This window comes from Xanthomonas sp. LMG 12460 (assembly GCF_009192895.1).
GTDB classification, from domain to species: Bacteria; Pseudomonadota; Gammaproteobacteria; order Xanthomonadales; family Xanthomonadaceae; genus Xanthomonas_A; species Xanthomonas_A sontii.
Genome location: NZ_NKUH01000019.1, coordinates 35244 through 50784 on the forward strand (window position 1 = coordinate 35244; position 15541 = coordinate 50784).

Consider the following 15541-nt stretch of genomic DNA (forward strand, 5'->3'; position numbering starts at 1 on the left):
AAGCCCATGATTCTCTGCGGCCCCATTAACTAACTCCCTCACCCAGAGCCCGCTCCAGATCCCCACGCAAATCCCCCACATCCTCCACCCCCACGCTCAACCGCACCAGCGCATCGCTGATGCCGAGCTGCTCGCGGCGTGCGACCGGCACCGAAGCATGGGTCATCACCGCAGGATGGTTGACCAGGCTCTCCACGCCGCCCAGCGATTCGGCCAGGGTGAACAGCTTGGTGCGCTCGCAGAAGCGCTTGGCCGCGTCGAAGCCGCCCTTGAGCACGATCGAGACGATGCCGCCGTAGCCGCTCATCTGCCGGCCGGCCAGGGCGTGCTGCGGGTGCGAGGGCAGGCCCGGGTAGATCACCTTCTCCACCGCCGGGTGCGTCTCCAGCCACTGCGCCAGCGCCAGGGCGTTGTCGCAGTGCGCGCGCATGCGCAGCGGCAGGGTCTTCAGCCCGCGCAGGGCCAGGAAGCTGTCGAACGGGCCCTGCACGCCGCCCACCGAGTTCTGCAGGAAGGCCAGTTGCTCGGCCAGTTCGGCGTTGTCGCCGACCACGGCCATGCCGCCGACCATGTCCGAGTGGCCGTTGAGGTACTTGGTCGCCGAATGCACCACGATGTCCGCACCCAGCGCCAGTGGCCGCTGCAGCAGCGGCGAGGCGAAGGTGTTGTCGACCACCACCAGCAGGCCGTGCTTGCGCGCGATCGCGGCGATCGCCGCGATATCGACGATCTTCAGCATCGGATTGGTCGGGGTCTCGATCCACACCATCTTGGTGGTCGGGCGGATCGCCGCCTCGAACGCGGCCGGGTCGGTCAGGTCGACGAAACCGAACTCCAGCGCGGCAGTGCGCTTGCGCACCCGCTCGAATAGCCGGTAGCTGCCGCCGTACAGGTCGTCCATCGCGATCACGTGGCTGCCGCTGTCCAGCAGCTCGATCACCGTGGCGGTGGCGGCCATGCCGGAGGCGAAGGCGAAGCCGCGGCTGCCGCCTTCCAGGGCCGCCACGCAGCGCTCGTAGGCGAAGCGGGTCGGGTTGTGGGTGCGCGAGTACTCGAAGCCCTGGTGCTCGCCGGGACTGGACTGGGCGTAGGTGGAGGTCGCGTAGATCGGCGGCATCACCGCGCCGGTGGTCGGGTCCGGGTGCTGTCCGCCATGGATGGCCAGGGTCGCCAGCGCCAGCGCGGGGCCGTCGCCATGGGGATTCGACGTGTTGTCCGTCATGTGGGGTTACCGGAAAAGGGGCGTGATTCTAGCAGTGCGGTCTGAACGGCCCCATGCAGCACGGGGCCGTGCCGGCCGCAGGGATTACTGCACCCGGCGGCGCAGATAGTTGAGCAGGTCGATCCGGGTGATCAGGCCGAGGAAGGCGCCCTCGTTCATCACGATGGCGACCTGGCCACGGTCGAACACCGGCAGCAGGGCCTCGATCGGCGATTTGACGTCCAGCCGGTCGAGCTTGCTGACCATGGCCGTGGCCACGGGGTCGCGGAACCGCGCCTCATCGCCGTATACATGCAACAAGACATCGCTTTCGTCGACGATGCCGACCAGTTGGTCGCCTTCCATCACCGGCAGCTGCGACACGTCGTACAGCTTCATGCGCTGATAGGCGGTGGTCAGCAGATCCTTGGGGCCGACCACCACCGTGTCGCGCTGGCTGTAGGGGCGCAGGATCAGGTCGCGCAGGTCGCCGTGCTGCGGGCGCTCCAGGAAGCCGTTGTCCAGCATCCAGTAGTCGTTGTACATCTTCGACAGGTACTTGTTGCCGGTGTCGCAGACGAACACCAGCACGCGCTTGGGCTCGGTCTGTGCGCGGCAGTACTTCAGCGCCGCCGCCAGCAGGGTGCCGGTGGAGGAGCCGCCAAGGATGCCCTCCTTGGCCAGCAGTTCCCGCGCGGTGTGGAAGCTCTCGGCGTCGCTGATCGAATAGGCCTTCTTGACCCGGGTGAAATCGGAGATCGCCGGCAGGAAATCCTCGCCGATGCCTTCCACCAGCCAGCTGCCGGACTTCTCGCTGACCGTGCCCTGCTCGATGTACTCGGTCAGGATCGAGCCGACCGGGTCGGCCAGGACCAGTTCGGTGTGCGGCGAGGCGGCGGCGAAGGCGCGCGACAGGCCGGTCATGGTGCCGGAGCTGCCGCAGCCGAACACGATCGCGTCCAGCCGGCCGTCCATCTGCCGCAGGATCTCCGGGCCGGTGCCGAACTCGTGCGCGGCCGGGTTGTCGGGGTTGCCGAACTGGTTGATGAAGTAGGCGCCCGGGGTCTCGGCGGCGATGCGCGCGGCCAGGTCCTGGTAGTACTCGGGGTGGCCCTTGGCCACGTCCGAGCGGGTCAGCACCACCTCTGCGCCCATCGCCTTGAGGTTGAAGATCTTTTCCCGGCTCATCTTGTCCGGCACCACCAGGATCAGCTTGTAGCCCTTCTGCTGGGCGACCAGGGCCAGGCCGATGCCGGTGTTGCCGGCCGTGCCCTCGACCAGCACCGCGCCGGGCTTGAGATCGCCGCGGCGCTCGGCCGCCTCGATCATCGACAGGCCGATCCGATCCTTGATCGAGCCGCCGGGATTGGCGCTCTCCAGCTTCAGGTACAGCTCGCACACCCCGGTGTCGAGCTTGCTGGCCTTGACGATGGGGGTGTCGCCGATCAGGTCGAGTACGGAGGAGTGAATGGCCATCGGGTCCGAATGCGTCGCGCCGCGGCAGCGGCTGGACCGGGCATTATCCGCGCTCGGGGAGGGAAAGTCAGAGAATGCGCGCGGCAGAGACGAAAAAAGCCGCGGTCGCGGCTTTCGGAGGGGATGACGCGGACGGTGGCAAGCCGACGAGGAGGCCAGCCACCGCCCGCGACAAGAGGGAATAGTACGGTCAGTGCGGCTTCTGCTCGTAAAGGCGCAGCAGCTTTTCCTTGGCGGCGAGCTTTTCGCGCTTCATCTGCGCCAGGGTGACATCGTCGATCGGCAGCACGCCGAGCTCGGCGTCCATGCACTTCTTGTCCAAGGTCTTGTGGCGCTGGTAGAGCTGCTTGAACTCCGGATCGGACTTGATCAACGCGTCGATTTCGGTCTGCGGTTGCCCTTCGAACATAGGAATAGCCTCCTTCAGCTAGAAACAAGAACGCCCCGGCCGCTGCGGCACGGGGCGTTGCCTGGGAGCGGAAGCGCGCGAGCCGCCGGCTGCACCGCCACAACGCCTGGAACCGCGGTTCCTGCGGCGTCGGACTGCGGTACGTGCCACTGCGTCATCGGCTCGAACTCCTCCGTTGGCACCAGGCGGCGGGAGTGCCGCCTGGACTACCGACCCTACGCCTCCCCACCGCCGCGGACAAGAGAAGCAGGCCCGCTTTGTCGCATTCAGTTGCTCGGCGCTCAGGCCCAGGGAAAAACCCCGTTAAACGCCGCCGCGCAGGGGCACGACACGGCTCAGGGCGCGATCACCACTTCGGCCGAACGGGCCTTGGTCGAGGGCCCCTTCTTGCCGACCGCCTGCACCCGGTTGGCGGCGACGCCGCCGCCGACCAGGGCCGCGCGCAGGGCATCGGCGCGCTTCTGCGCCACCCCGGCGTCGGTGTCGTAGGCCTCGACCCGCACCTTGCCCTTGCTGATCTGCAGGTACTGCGACAGGGCCTTGGCCTGATTCGCGGCATCGCCCGACAGCGCCGCCTTGCCGGCGCCGAAGGCCGCGCCGGAGAAGGTGAAGACCTCCCCACGGCCCTCGAAGCGCGAGGCCGGCAGCTTGGTGCCGGCGACCAGTTCGGCCTCCTCGCGCGCCAGCTTGGCCGACTTCTGCTGGGCGGCGCTGAGCTTGGCGGTCTGCTGACCGGCGACGCTGGCCAGCGCCGCATCCGCATCTGCCCGTGCGGCCTGCTCGGCCTCGGCCGCCTGACGCAGGCTCTCGGCCTCCTCGGCCTGGATCTGCGCCTGCACGCGCAGTCGCTCGGCCTCCTGCCGGGCCCGCGCGGCCTCGCGGCGGCTGGCCTCGATCAGCAGGTCGCTGCGGGTCTTCTCCAACTGGTCGACCTGACGACGGGCGATCTCGGCACGGGCCATGGTTTCGGCGATCTCGACCCGGCGCTCGGCCAGGTAGCGCGCTTCGTCGCGCTCCTTGCGCTTGGCGTTGGCGAAGTTGGCCACCGCCTGCTGCGCCTGCAGGCGCTCGTAGGCGGCGACATCGGCGTTCAGCGGATCGGCCTGCAGCGCCACCAGGCGCTGGTTGAGCACGGCCAGTTCCGGGTCGTCCGCGGCCATCGCGCCCAGCGGCGCCAGCAGCAACGCCAGCAGGGCCAGGCGGCGCATTCCGTGCAGGGCGCGGCTCATGGACGACCCTCCCCGGTGCCCAGCGTCTGTTGCAACTGAGCCACCTCGGCCTGGCGTTGCTTCAGTTGCGCATTGGCCACCGCCTCCTCGCTGCGCGCGCGCGCAAGGTCGGCATCGGCGGCCACACGCAGGGCCAGTTGCGGCGCGGTCTTGCGCTGGCGGCGGTCGAGCGCGGCCTGTTGCGCCTGTTCCAGGCCCTGTCGGGCGCTGGCCAGCAGGTCCGGCGCGTACTGGTCGGCATCGGCCTGGACCGCACGCTGCACCGCCTGCTGCGCGGACAGCAGCTCCGGCGAAGCCACCTGGGCGAACGCGGCCGGCGCGGCGAACAACGCCAATGCGCAGGCCATCACATACTGCTGACAACGGAAGTGTGCGAAGCTAGTTTTCATCTAGGGGGGCCGTGGACGGAGACGTCGGTCACGGCCATTGTCGGAAGCCTGTGGCGCGCTTGCAACGGGCGATTGCGGATCGTTGGGGAACCATTGCGCATGGATATCGGCTATTTCCTGAAGCTGATGACCGAAAAGAACGCCTCGGACATGTTCCTGACCACGGGAGCACCGGTCTATATCAAGATCGAAGGCAAGCTGTACCCGCTCGGCGCCACCGGCCTGCCGCCGGGCATGGTCAAGAAGATCGCCTACTCGTTGATGGACGAGGGCCAGGTGCCGCAGTTCGAGCGGGAGCTGGAATTGAACATGGCCATCGCCCTGCAGGACGCCGGGCGCTTCCGCGTCAACGTGTTCAAGCAGCGCGGCGAGGTCGGCATGGTGATCCGCGCGATCCGCAGCAAGATCCCCAGCATCGAGGAGCTGCACCTGCCGCAGGTGCTCAAGGATGTGATCATGACCCCGCGCGGGCTGGTCCTGGTGGTCGGCTCCACCGGCTCGGGCAAGTCCACCTCGCTGGCGTCGATGATCGACTACCGCAACAGCACCACCACCGGGCACATCCTAACCATCGAGGACCCGATCGAGTACCTGCACAAGCACAAGATGTCCATCGTCAACCAGCGCGAGGTCGGCCTGGACACCCACGCCTTCCACAACGCACTGAAGAACGCGATGCGCGAGGCGCCGGACGTGATCCTGATCGGCGAGATCCTGGACGCGGAAACCATGGAGGCGGCCATCGCCTTCGCCGAGACCGGACATCTGTGCCTGGCCACCCTGCACTCCAACAACGCCGACCAGACCATCGAGCGCATCCTCAACTTCTTCCCCGAGAGCGCGCACAAGAACGTGCTGATGAACCTGTCACTGAACCTGCGCGCGGTGATCTCGCAGCGCCTGGTCAAGGACAGCAGCGGCCGCCGCCGGCCGGCCTCGGAAGTGCTGCTCAACACGCCGATGATCCGCGACCTGCTGCGCCGCGGCCAGGTCCACGAGATCAAGCAGGCGATGGAGGAGTCGCTGGAGGAAGGCATGGAGACCTTCGACCAGTGCCTGTTCCGCATGGTCAAGCAGGGCCAGATCGAGCAGGAGGAAGCGCTGCGCGCGGCCGACTCGCGCGACGGCCTGGCCCTGAAGTTCCGCCTGTCCGAAGGCGGCAGCGGCGAGCACGATCCCTACGCCGACTACGACAGCGGCCCCAGCGCCGCGCCGCGGATCACCCACGGCTTCGTCTGAGGCGTCGCCGTGTTGTCGTAGGCGCGGTTTCAGCCGCGACCGGGCGTTCGCAGCCGCCTGGTCGAACTGGCCCCGCAGCGACGGCGGCAACGACCGACCGTAGGCCCAGCGGCGGTCGCCGCGGGTCGCCCTTGCGCGGGCAAACGCCACTTCCACGCAACTGCGCGTCGGGACCGAAGTCCCTCCCACAGTGCGCCCAGCGAGTGCGCCGCAAGCGCGTGTGGAAGCGACTTCCGTTGCGACGCGTGAAGGCCGAAGTGTCCGGAAAACTGCAGTCGGGACTGAAGTCCCTCCCACATCCTCATGCTCACCGGCGCGGCAGGGGCCGGTGGCCGACTGGCAGCAGCGGATGCCCGGTCGCGGCTGAAGCCGCTCCTGCGACGATAGTCCCAGCTTACTGCGCGTCGGGCTGGTGTTCCGGGCGCGCCGCGTCGAATGCCGGCAGCGCCAGGCAGGCGCGCTCGATCCGCTCCAGGGTCGGGTAGGCCTGCAGATCCACGCCGAAGCGGCGCGCGTTGTAGAGCTGCGGCACCAGGCAGCAGTCGGCCAGGCCCGGCTGCTCGCCGTGGCAGAAGCGTCCGGTGTCGGGCGACTCGGCCAGCAACTGCTCCAGCGCATCGAAGCCGGTCTGCATCCAGTGCCGCATCCACTCTTCGCGCTCGGGTTGCGGCACGTTCCAGGCGCTCTCGAAGAACTGCGTCACGCGCAGGTTGTTGAGCGGGTGGATGTCGCAGGCGATCAGTTGCGCCAGGCCGCGCACGCGGGCGCGATCGATCGGCGCGTCCGGCAGCAGCGGCGGCTCCGGCCAGCGCTCGTCCAGGTACTCCAGGATCGCCAGCGATTGGCGGATCGGCTGGCCCTCGTGGCACAGGGTCGGCACCAGTTCCTGCGGGTTCAACCGCGCATATTCCGGCGAGTGCTGCTGTCCACCGTCGCGCACCAGGTGCACCGGCAGCGACTGGTAGGCCAGACGCTTGAGCTCCAGCCCGATGCGCACCCGGTACGCGGCGCTGGAGCGCCAGTAGGTGTAGAGCTGCAGTGCCTCGTCCATGCCCGCCTCCGTCTGCGCAATCGACAACGATACCGGTGGACACCCGGGCTGCGGCGCCGCCGGTCGCCCCGGCACCGCCGCCGGCCGGGTCAGGGCAGCGGCGCCTGCTCGATGCGCTGCTCGATCGCACCGAAGATGCTCACTCCGTCACGGTCCAGCATCTCGATCCGCACCACGTCGCCGAAGGACATGTACGGCGTGCTCGGCTTGCCGTCGCGCAGGGTTTCCACGGTGCGCTGTTCGGCGAAGCAGGAGGCACCACGCGTGGTGTCCTGGTTGGCGATGGTGCCCGAGCCGACCACCGCGCCCGCCGCCAGCGGCCGGGTCTTGGCCGCGTGCGCGACCAGTTGCGCGAAATCGAACTGCATGTCCTCGCCCGCCTCGGGCGCGCCGAACCAGGCGCCGTTGATGTGGGTCAGCAGCGGCAGGTGCACCTTGTTGCCCTGCCAGGCCTCGCCCAGTTCGTCGGGAGTGACGAACACCGGCGACAGCGCCGAACGCGGCTTGGACTGCACGAAGCCGAAGCCCTTGGCCAGTTCCGGCGGAATCAGGTTGCGCAACGACACGTCGTTGACCAGGCCGATCAGCTGGATGTGCGCGGCGGCCTGCGCCGGGCTGACCGCCATCGGCACGTCGTCGGTGACCACCACGATCTCGGCTTCCAGGTCGATGCCGTAGTCCTCGCTGACCACCTTGACCGCATCGCGCGGGCCGTAGAAGCCGGCGCTGACCGCCTGGTACATCAGCGGGTCGGTGTAGAAGCTCTCCGGCACCTCGGCGCCGCGCGCGCGGCGCACGCGCTCGACGTGCGGCAGGTAGGCGCTGCCGTCGAGGAACTCGTAGGCGCGCGGCAGCGGTGCCGCCAGCGCGGCCATGTCCAGGTCGAACTGGCCGTCGGCGCTGCCGTCGTTGAGCGACTCGGACAGCGCGTTCAGGCGCGGGGCGAGGTTGCTCCAGTCCTCCAGCGCGCGCTGCAGGGTCGGCGCGATGCCGGTGGCGCGCACGGCGCGGGTCAGATCGCGGGACACGACGATCAGGGTGCCGTCGCGACCGCCTTCCTTCAGGGAACCTAGCTTCATGTCCGTCCAGTGCTGGGGGCTGAGCCGGCGATTGTACGGCCAGACGCCGGCTTGGTTTCAACTGAAACGGACCCGGATTTTGTGCGGCGCGCCAATTCAGGTACACTGCGCCGGTCTGCATGCGGCCGTCCGTTTCCCTCAGGGATCGCCGGCGAGGCCAGGATCGCAACGATCCGACTCGCCCGCCCCGCCCGACGCCTTTCGTGGTGCCGACGAACCCCAGCCTCGCGCTGCGGGTTGATCCACCCTCTCGCAGCGCGGTTCACGGGAACGCTCCGAGCCTCACCTACTTGCGCCTGCGCGCCGGGTCCGTCCCGGCGTCGGCGCGTTATCCGGAGCATTCTCATGTCGTTCGAATCCCTGGGCCTTGCGCCCTTCCTGCTGCGCGCGTTGGCCGAGCAGGGCTACGAAACCCCCACCCCGATCCAGGCGCAGGCCATTCCCGTCGCCCTGGAAGGCCATGACCTGATGGCCGGCGCGCAGACCGGCACCGGCAAGACCGCCGCGTTCGGCCTGCCGCTGCTGCAGCACCTGGGCACTTCGCCGCAGTCGGTGGGCCCCGGCCCGCGCAAGCCGCGCGCGCTGATCCTGACCCCGACCCGCGAACTGGCCACCCAGGTCCACGACAGCCTGCGCGGCTACAGCAAGTACCTGCGCATCCCCAGTACCACCATCTACGGCGGCGTGGGCATGGGCAACCAGCTCGACGCGCTGCGCCGCGGCGTGGACCTGCTGATCGCCTGCCCGGGCCGCCTGCTCGACCACCTCGAGCGCCGCAGCGTGGACCTGTCGGGCATCGAGATCCTGGTGCTGGACGAAGCCGACCGCATGCTCGACATGGGCTTCCTGCCGTCGATCAAGCGCATCCTCGCCAAGCTGCCCAAGCAGAACCGGCAGACCCTGCTGTTCTCGGCCACCTTCGAGGAAGGCATCAAGCAGCTGGCCCGCGAGTTCATGCACGACCCGCAGGAAATCCAGGCCACCCCGAGCAACACCGTGGCCGACACCATCACCCACCGCGTGCATCCGGTGGACGGCGCGCGCAAGCGCGAACTGCTGCTGCACCTGCTGGCCGCCGACTCGCGCAAGCAGACCCTGGTGTTCGCCCGCACCAAGCACGGCGCCGACAAGCTGACCATGTTCCTGGACAAGTCCGGGTTGAAGACCGCGGCGATCCACGGCAACAAGAGCCAGGGCCAGCGCCTGCGCGCATTGAGCGACTTCAAGGCCGGCCGCATCACCGTGCTGGTGGCGACCGACATCGCCGCGCGCGGCATCGACATCGACCAGCTGCCCAAGGTCATCAACTACGACCTGCCGATGGTCGCCGAGGACTACGTGCACCGCATCGGCCGCACCGGCCGCAACGGTTCGACCGGTGAAGCAATTTCGCTGGTGGCGCAGGACGAGGCCAAGCTGCTGCGCGCGATCGCACGCATGCTCAAGCGCGAGATGGACATCCGCGACGTGCCGGGCTTCGAGCCGGTCACGCCGATCCGCTGGGGCAACAACAACCCGCCGGACGAGCGTCCGGGCGGCCAGCGTCCGCCGCGTCGCGGCAGCCACGCCCGTCGCGGCCATGGCGATGCGCCGGCGCACGCGCATGCGCACGCAGGCAGCAAGAAGCCCGGCGGCAGCCACGCCGACGGCGCCCGCCGCCAGGGCCAGGGCCGCCGCCACGGCAACGGCGGCGGCAACCGCCCCGCCGCGCCGCGCTGATCCGTCCGCGGCCACGCGCTGCGCACGCACTCGGGCCGCCCTTCGGGGCGGCCTTTTTTGTCCGCTCCACCCGGCATCGCGCATGTCGCGACACCCTGCCGCACGACGGCGCCGTCGTCGTCGCGCGGCGCCGGCAGCCCGCCATGCCGCTCAAGCCCTGACCGTACAATGCTCCCCATGGATATCTTCAAAGTCTTCACCCTCGAAGCCGCGCACCGCCTGCCCAACGTGCCGCCCGGCCACAAGTGCGCGCGCCTGCACGGGCATTCGTTCCGCATCGAGCTGCACGTCAGCGGCGAGCCTGGCGCCGAGAGCGGCTGGGTGATGGATTTCGGCGACATCAAGGCGGCGTTCCGCCCGCTCTACGACCAGCTCGACCACCATTACCTCAACGACATCGAGGGCCTGGACAATCCCACCAGCGAGCGTCTGGCGGTGTGGATCTGGGACCGGCTCAAGCCGGTGTTGCCGCTGCTGAGCGAAGTGGTGGTGCACGAAACCTGCACCTCCGGCTGTCGCTATCGCGGGCCGGGTTGAACAAGGCCGGGAATGGGGAATGGGGAATGGGGAATGGGGATTCGGGAATCGTAAGAGCGGCACCGCGCCGGCTGAGGGTTTGCGTGCTGCCCACGTTGCGTCGTTGCGCGCATCTGGCGCTTTCCAGGCCCGCAGAGGCGTCCGGCAAGGGCTGGCGGAATTGCGCCAAGTAATTGATCAGAAAAGCAGTTTGAACGAATCCTGAGCAGCTTCAGAAAATTTTGTTGCATCGCAGCAGAATGAGCGTATGTTGCACTGCAACAGCAGTCGGCATTCCAACGGAGTTGCATGATGTCCGCTCAATTCAACGATCAGTTCAGCAGCTACACCCAGCAGTTCGCCGCCGCCGCGGCGCGTGCCAACCGCCTGGCGCTGGAGAGCGCCGAGAGCGTGTTCGGCGTGCAGTTGAAGACCTTCGAGAAGAACGTGTCGGCCACCACCGGCTTCCTCGGCGAGCTGACCGAGGCGCGCGATCTGGGCACCGTGCAGGCGCTGTGGCCGAAGGGCCTGCAGATCGCTCGCGACAACTTCGAGCGGCTGGCCACGGCCAACCAGGAAGTGTTCGGCCTGGGCCTGAAGGCCTCCGAGGCCATCGGCCAGCTCGCCAAGCACCAGTTCGAAGCGGCGACCGAACAGGCCGCGCCGAAGGCCAAGCCAGCCACCAAGTAACACCGCTTTCGACGTCGCTGCGGTTCGCCGCCCGACGCACGCTCGGTCTGCATGGGTCCCTCCCCCCGTGCAACCCAAGGCCCGGTAGATCCCTCCCTCTACCGGGCCTTTTTTATGGGCGGGATTCGGGAGTGGGGATTCGGGATTGGTTGATCGCGTGCGTCTTGGCGTTCCTGTCTTTCCTGATGAGAGAGGCTTCAGCTCCGGTGCTTTGCCAGAAGCCGGTAGATCGCCTCTTCGACCGGGCTTCTCCATGCGCTTGCTTCGGGAGTGAAACCCGGCATTCGGGATCAGCCCATCTTGCGGATCCGGGACGCCCTGCTCTTGTGGGAGGGGCTTCAGCCCCGACGCGGCATCGGTCAGGCGTCGGGACTGAAGTCCCTCCCACAAAAGCCGGCAGCGCAGTGCCACCGGCAGTTGCTCAGCCGGGCGACATGCCCGCCCACGGCTGCAGTTCCGCCGCCAACTGCTCGGCCTGCGGTTGCGGCCGGTACGGCAGGCGCCCCCAGCACGGCATCGGCAACCGCGCGCGCAGCATCGCCATGTTGTCGTCGATGCGGTCCATCGCCGGGTCGATCTCGTTGCCGATCCAGCCGATGCACTGCAGGCCATCGGCGGCGATCGCCGCGGCGCTGAGCCGGGCGTGGTTGAGGCAGCCCAGGCGCAGGCCGACCACCAGCACCACCGGCAGCCGCAGCGCGCGCGCCAGATCGGCCTGGTCCAGCGTCGCCGACAGCGGCGCCGCCCAGCCGCCGACGCCTTCCACCACCACCACGTCGGCCTGCGCGCGCAGGCGGTCGAACGCGGCCGCGATCGGCGCCAGCTCCAGTTGCACGCCGGCATCGGCGGCGGCCAGTTCCGGCGCCAGCGGCAACGGCAGCGCGTACGGATTGAGATCGTCATAGGCCGGCCGCGGCGCGCTCGCCTCCTGCAGCGCCAGCGCGTCCTCGTTGCGCCAGCCGTCGGCCTCGCGCGCGCAGCCGCTGGCCACCGGCTTCATGCCCACCGCGCGCTGGCCGCGCGCGCGCAGGGCGTGCAGCAGCGCGGTGCTGGCGATGGTCTTGCCGATGCCGGTATCGGTGCCGGTGACGTAGAAGGCGGGAACAGCCATGCGAAACCCTGTCGGTTGGCCGGCGGGACGCGCGGCGGCGCGCAGGATAGCCGGGTGCGTCGCGGGCGTCAGCCGCCGCGGTGCCGGCGGACGCAGCGCGCTGCTAGACTCGCGCGATGTTCGCCTCGTCTTCGCTCACCGGCAGCAAGCCGGAACAGTACGCCCAGTTGCTCGACCAGGCCCGTGCCCTGGTCGCCGGGGAGCCCGACCGCATCGCCAATGCCGCCAACCTGGCCGCGCTGGTGTATCACGCGCTGCCGCGGCTGAACTGGGTCGGTTTCTACTTCTACGACGGCAAGGAACTGGTGGTCGGCCCGTTCCAGGGCCTGCCCGCCTGCGTGCGCATTCCGCTGCACAAGGGCGTGTGCGGCGCGGCCGCCAGCAGCGGCCAGACCCAGCGCATCGACGACGTGGAGGCGTTCCCCGGGCATATCGCCTGCGATGCGGCCTCGCGGTCGGAACTGGTGGTGCCGCTGCTGCGCGACAGTGCGCTTGTGGGCGTGTTCGACCTGGACAGCCCCGACCTCGCCCGCTTCGACGCCGACGACCAGCGCGGCCTGGAAGCGATCGCCCAGGTCTTCGTCGACAGCCTGCGATGAGTACCACCAAGCTGCGCAACATCGGCCCCAAGAGCGCGGCCTGGCTGCGCCAGGTCGGCGTGCGCACGCAGCAGGACCTAGAGGCGGCCGGCGCGGTCGGCGCCTTCGTCAAGGTCAAGCGCGCCGGCTTCAAGCCCAGCCTCAACCTGCTGTATTCGCTGGAAGGCGCGCTCAGCGGCTGCCACTGGCAGGAACTGTCCGAAGCACGCCGCGCGCAGTTGCTGGGCGAACTGGAGATCGCGACGGCGGCGCTGCCGGCGCAGCGCGGCCTGCCGGTCGCCGGGCCGGTGGCGACCACGCACTTCGACCGCGACGACACGCGCGACGACGACGCTGCCGACGGCGCCTACGCGCACGACACGCACGACACGCCGATGGGCGACCACTACGGCGACGACGACGGCCACGGCACTCACGCCGACTGAGCCGCGCAGCCAGCGGCGATCGCGTACAATCGCGCCGCTTCAAGGTGACCCACCGGCTCCGGCCAGCGGGTTGAAACGGGAAGCCGGTGCGTCTTGCGACAAGGCCGGCGCTGCCCCCGCAACGGTAAGCGATCCGCGCTGACGACCTGCGCCACTGTGCCCTGGGCATGGGAAGGCGTCGCAGCCGGGAGGTCCGCCTCCCTGATCGCGAGCCCGGAGACCGGCCTTGCAGTTCACTGGTTGCGATGCGGAGGGCGTCGCGGCGTGCCGCGCCGTGTCCGGCGCCGTCCGCTTGCACCTTCCGTTCGCGACTCCCTTGCCGTCACAGCGCGCAGCCGCGCGCCGGAGTTGCCACCCATGTCGTCCCGCCTGCTTTCGGTCGCGATCGCGTCCGCCCTGTCCCTGCCCGCGCTGGCCCACGCCGCCGATGCCGCCACCGACCTCGACCAGGTCCTGGTCACCGCCACCCGCACCCAGATTTCGGTGGAGGACAGCGTGGTGCCGGCGCAGGTCATCGACCGTGCCGAGATCGAGCGCAGCCAGGCCACCTCGCTGGCGCAGCTGCTGCAGGGCCGCGCCGGCATCGGCTTCTCCAACCAGGGCGGCCTGGGCAAGCTGACCACGCTGAACCTGCGCGGCAGCGAGTCGGACCACGTGCTGGTGCTGGTGGACGGCGTGCGCATCGGCTCGGCCAGCGCCGGCCTGGCCGCGTTCCAGGACCTGCCGCTGAGCCAGATCGAGCGCATCGAGATCGTGCGCGGCCCGCGCTCGAGCCTGTACGGCTCCGACGCGATCGGCGGCGTCATCCAGATCTTCACCCGCCGCGGCGGCCAGGGCTTCCAGCAGAACCTGAGCCTGGGCGGCGGCAGCCACGGCCTGCGCGAGGCCGGCGCCGGCTTCAGCAACCGCGGCGAGCGCGGCTGGCTGGCCGTGCAGGGCGGCTACCAGAAGACCGACGGCATCAATGCCTGCAACGGCTCGGCCACGCTGTTCGCCGGCTGCTTCGTCGACCAGCCCGACCGCGACGGCTACCGCAACGTCTCGCTGAGCGCGCGCGGCGGCTACGCGCTGACCGACACGCTGCGCATCGAAGGACAGGCGCTGAACATCGACAGCCGCAACGAGTACGACGGCGACGCGCTGTTCGCCGGCAACGAGGCCGACAACACCCAGCAGGTGTTCAGCGGCAAGCTCGACTGGACGCCCTCCGATCGCCTGCACCTGGCCGCGCAACTGGGCCGCAACGTCGACGACGCCGACAGCTACTACCGCGCACCTGGCGCACGCACCCGCAGCTTCGTCAGCACCTTCGACAGCCGCCGCGACACCGCCGCGCTGCAGGGCGACATCAGCCTGGCCGAAGGCCACCTGCTCAGCGTCGGCAGCGACTGGCAGCGCGAGCACGTTGCCAGCAGCACCGCCTTCGACGTCGACAGCCGCGACAACACCGGCGTGTTCGCCGAGTACCAGGGCCGCTTCGGCGCGCAGCAGGTGCAGGCCAGCGTGCGCAGCGACGACAACGAACAGTTCGGCGAGCACACCACCGGCAGCCTCGGCTGGGGCCTGGCGTTGGCGCATGGCCTCAAGCTCACCGCCAGCGTCGGCACCGGCTTCAAGGCGCCGACCTTCAACGACCTGTACTACCCGTTCGCCGGCAACCCGGAGTTGAAGCCGGAGCGCTCCAAGAGCGGCAACCTCGGCATTGCCCAGTACGCCGACAGCTGGAACTGGACCTTCAACGCCTACGAGACCCGTGTGAAGGACCTGATCTCCTACGACGCGGTCAGCTTCCTGCCGGTCAACGTGGACGAGGCGCGCATCCGCGGCGCCGAACTGACCGGCTATGCGCTGCTGGCCGGCTGGGAACTGTCGGCGCAGCTGAGCCATACCGACCCGCGCAACCGCAGCGATGGCGGCAACCGCGACAACTGGCTGGCGCGCCGCGCGCAGAACACCGCGCGCCTGGACGTAGACCGCGGCATCGGCCCGGTCAAGCTCGGCGTCAGCGTGTTCGGCAGCGGCCACCGCTTCGACGACGCGGCCAACCGCGTGCGCCTGGCGGGCTACGGCACCGTCGACCTGCGCGCGGAGTACGCGTTCACCCCGGACTGGACGCTGCAGGCCAAGGCCAGCAACGTGTTCGACCGCGACTACCAGACGGTGAACTGGTACAACCAGCCGGGCCGCGAGTACGCGCTGACCCTGCGCTACGCGCCGGCAGCGCGCTGAGCCGGCGTCCCGCGCTGCGCCGATGGCGTAGCGCGGGACGACAGTGCGGAAACCACGCGTCTTTTTTTGTAGGAGTCAACTGTCATGCACCTGCGATGACAGGAGGAGCGTACGGGGCCTGATCGCGCGCGATGGCATTGAGCCAGCGCAGGAACTTGTGCATGCAGGCGACGAGCGCG

15 protein-coding genes and 1 riboswitch are annotated in these 15541 nt (G+C 69.2%); of the genes, 7 read left to right on the plus strand and 8 right to left on the minus strand.

All coding sequences use genetic code 11. The features are described 5' to 3' along the window. Positions 1-25 precede the first annotated feature (25 nt). The 5 genes from CEK66_RS04330 to CEK66_RS04350 form a co-directional block, all read right to left on the minus strand. The gene (locus CEK66_RS04330; RefSeq protein WP_152236064.1) at positions 26-1222 is read right to left on the minus strand and encodes a cystathionine gamma-synthase; all 1197 of its coding nucleotides are present in this window, start codon (positions 1220-1222) and stop codon (positions 26-28) included. Between the two features lie 84 nt (positions 1223-1306). Further along, positions 1307-2677 (minus strand): pyridoxal-phosphate dependent enzyme, encoded by a 1371-nt coding sequence (locus tag CEK66_RS04335; RefSeq protein ID WP_148827338.1) that lies wholly within the window; start codon positions 2675-2677, stop codon positions 1307-1309. Between the two features lie 190 nt (positions 2678-2867). Beyond that, entirely contained in the window at positions 2868-3086 is a 219-nt protein-coding gene (locus CEK66_RS04340; RefSeq protein ID WP_010340228.1) for a YdcH family protein, read from the minus strand. A 335-nt stretch (positions 3087-3421) separates the two neighbouring features. Next, positions 3422-4294: a hypothetical protein gene (locus CEK66_RS04345; RefSeq protein WP_152236069.1), complete on the minus strand. Its 873-nt coding sequence runs from the start codon at positions 4292-4294 to the stop codon at positions 3422-3424. A 17-nt stretch (positions 4295-4311) separates the two neighbouring features. Continuing rightward, the gene (locus CEK66_RS04350; protein ID WP_026144112.1) at positions 4312-4704 is read right to left on the minus strand and encodes a DUF4398 domain-containing protein; all 393 of its coding nucleotides are present in this window, start codon (positions 4702-4704) and stop codon (positions 4312-4314) included. Positions 4705-4803: 99 nt separating this feature from the next. Between CEK66_RS04350 and CEK66_RS04355 the strand changes: the two genes are divergently transcribed. Next, on the plus strand, positions 4804-5943 hold the full coding sequence (locus tag CEK66_RS04355; RefSeq protein WP_017907532.1) for a PilT/PilU family type 4a pilus ATPase: 1140 nt from the start codon (positions 4804-4806) through the stop codon (positions 5941-5943). 394 nt (positions 5944-6337) lie between these two features. On the opposite strand, the gene maiA is transcribed toward CEK66_RS04355, so the two are convergent. Beyond that, positions 6338-6994, minus strand: a complete 657-nt coding sequence (maiA, locus tag CEK66_RS04360; RefSeq protein WP_152182542.1) for a maleylacetoacetate isomerase — start codon at positions 6992-6994, stop codon at positions 6338-6340. 89 nt (positions 6995-7083) lie between these two features. Then, positions 7084-8073, minus strand: coding sequence for a fumarylacetoacetate hydrolase family protein (locus CEK66_RS04365; RefSeq protein WP_017908490.1), 990 nt, complete (start codon positions 8071-8073; stop codon positions 7084-7086). A gap of 345 nt (positions 8074-8418) precedes the next feature. Between CEK66_RS04365 and CEK66_RS04375 the strand changes: the two genes are divergently transcribed. The 3 genes from CEK66_RS04375 (at position 8419) to CEK66_RS04385 (ending at position 10998) form a co-directional block, all read left to right on the plus strand. Beyond that, positions 8419-9792, plus strand: a complete 1374-nt coding sequence (locus tag CEK66_RS04375; RefSeq protein WP_043093333.1) for a DEAD/DEAH box helicase — start codon at positions 8419-8421, stop codon at positions 9790-9792. Positions 9793-9969: 177 nt separating this feature from the next. Then, positions 9970-10329, plus strand: coding sequence for a 6-carboxytetrahydropterin synthase QueD (queD, locus tag CEK66_RS04380; RefSeq protein WP_017912556.1), 360 nt, complete (start codon positions 9970-9972; stop codon positions 10327-10329). Between the two features lie 291 nt (positions 10330-10620). Next, positions 10621-10998 (plus strand): phasin family protein, encoded by a 378-nt coding sequence (locus CEK66_RS04385; protein ID WP_152236065.1) that lies wholly within the window; start codon positions 10621-10623, stop codon positions 10996-10998. A gap of 421 nt (positions 10999-11419) precedes the next feature. On the opposite strand, the gene bioD is transcribed toward CEK66_RS04385, so the two are convergent. Then, a complete protein-coding gene (bioD, locus tag CEK66_RS04390; RefSeq protein ID WP_152236066.1) occupies positions 11420-12109 on the minus strand; it encodes a dethiobiotin synthase in 690 nt (229 codons plus the stop codon). 116 nt (positions 12110-12225) lie between these two features. On the opposite strand from bioD, the gene CEK66_RS04395 reads away from it, so the two are divergent. From CEK66_RS04395 to btuB, 3 genes are all read left to right on the plus strand, one after another. Beyond that, positions 12226-12708, plus strand: coding sequence for a GAF domain-containing protein (locus tag CEK66_RS04395; RefSeq protein ID WP_017912553.1), 483 nt, complete (start codon positions 12226-12228; stop codon positions 12706-12708). Next, positions 12705-13133 carry a TfoX/Sxy family protein gene (locus CEK66_RS04400; RefSeq protein ID WP_152236067.1) on the plus strand — a complete coding sequence of 143 codons (429 nt, stop codon included), beginning with the start codon at positions 12705-12707 and terminating at the stop codon, positions 13131-13133. The genes CEK66_RS04395 and CEK66_RS04400 overlap by 4 nt, the downstream gene beginning before the upstream one ends. A gap of 25 nt (positions 13134-13158) precedes the next feature. Next, positions 13159-13377, plus strand: a riboswitch (cobalamin riboswitch). 113 nt (positions 13378-13490) lie between these two features. Further along, a complete protein-coding gene (gene btuB, locus CEK66_RS04405) occupies positions 13491-15362 on the plus strand; it encodes a TonB-dependent vitamin B12 receptor (protein ID WP_152236068.1) in 1872 nt (623 codons plus the stop codon). Positions 15363-15541 lie beyond the last annotated feature (179 nt).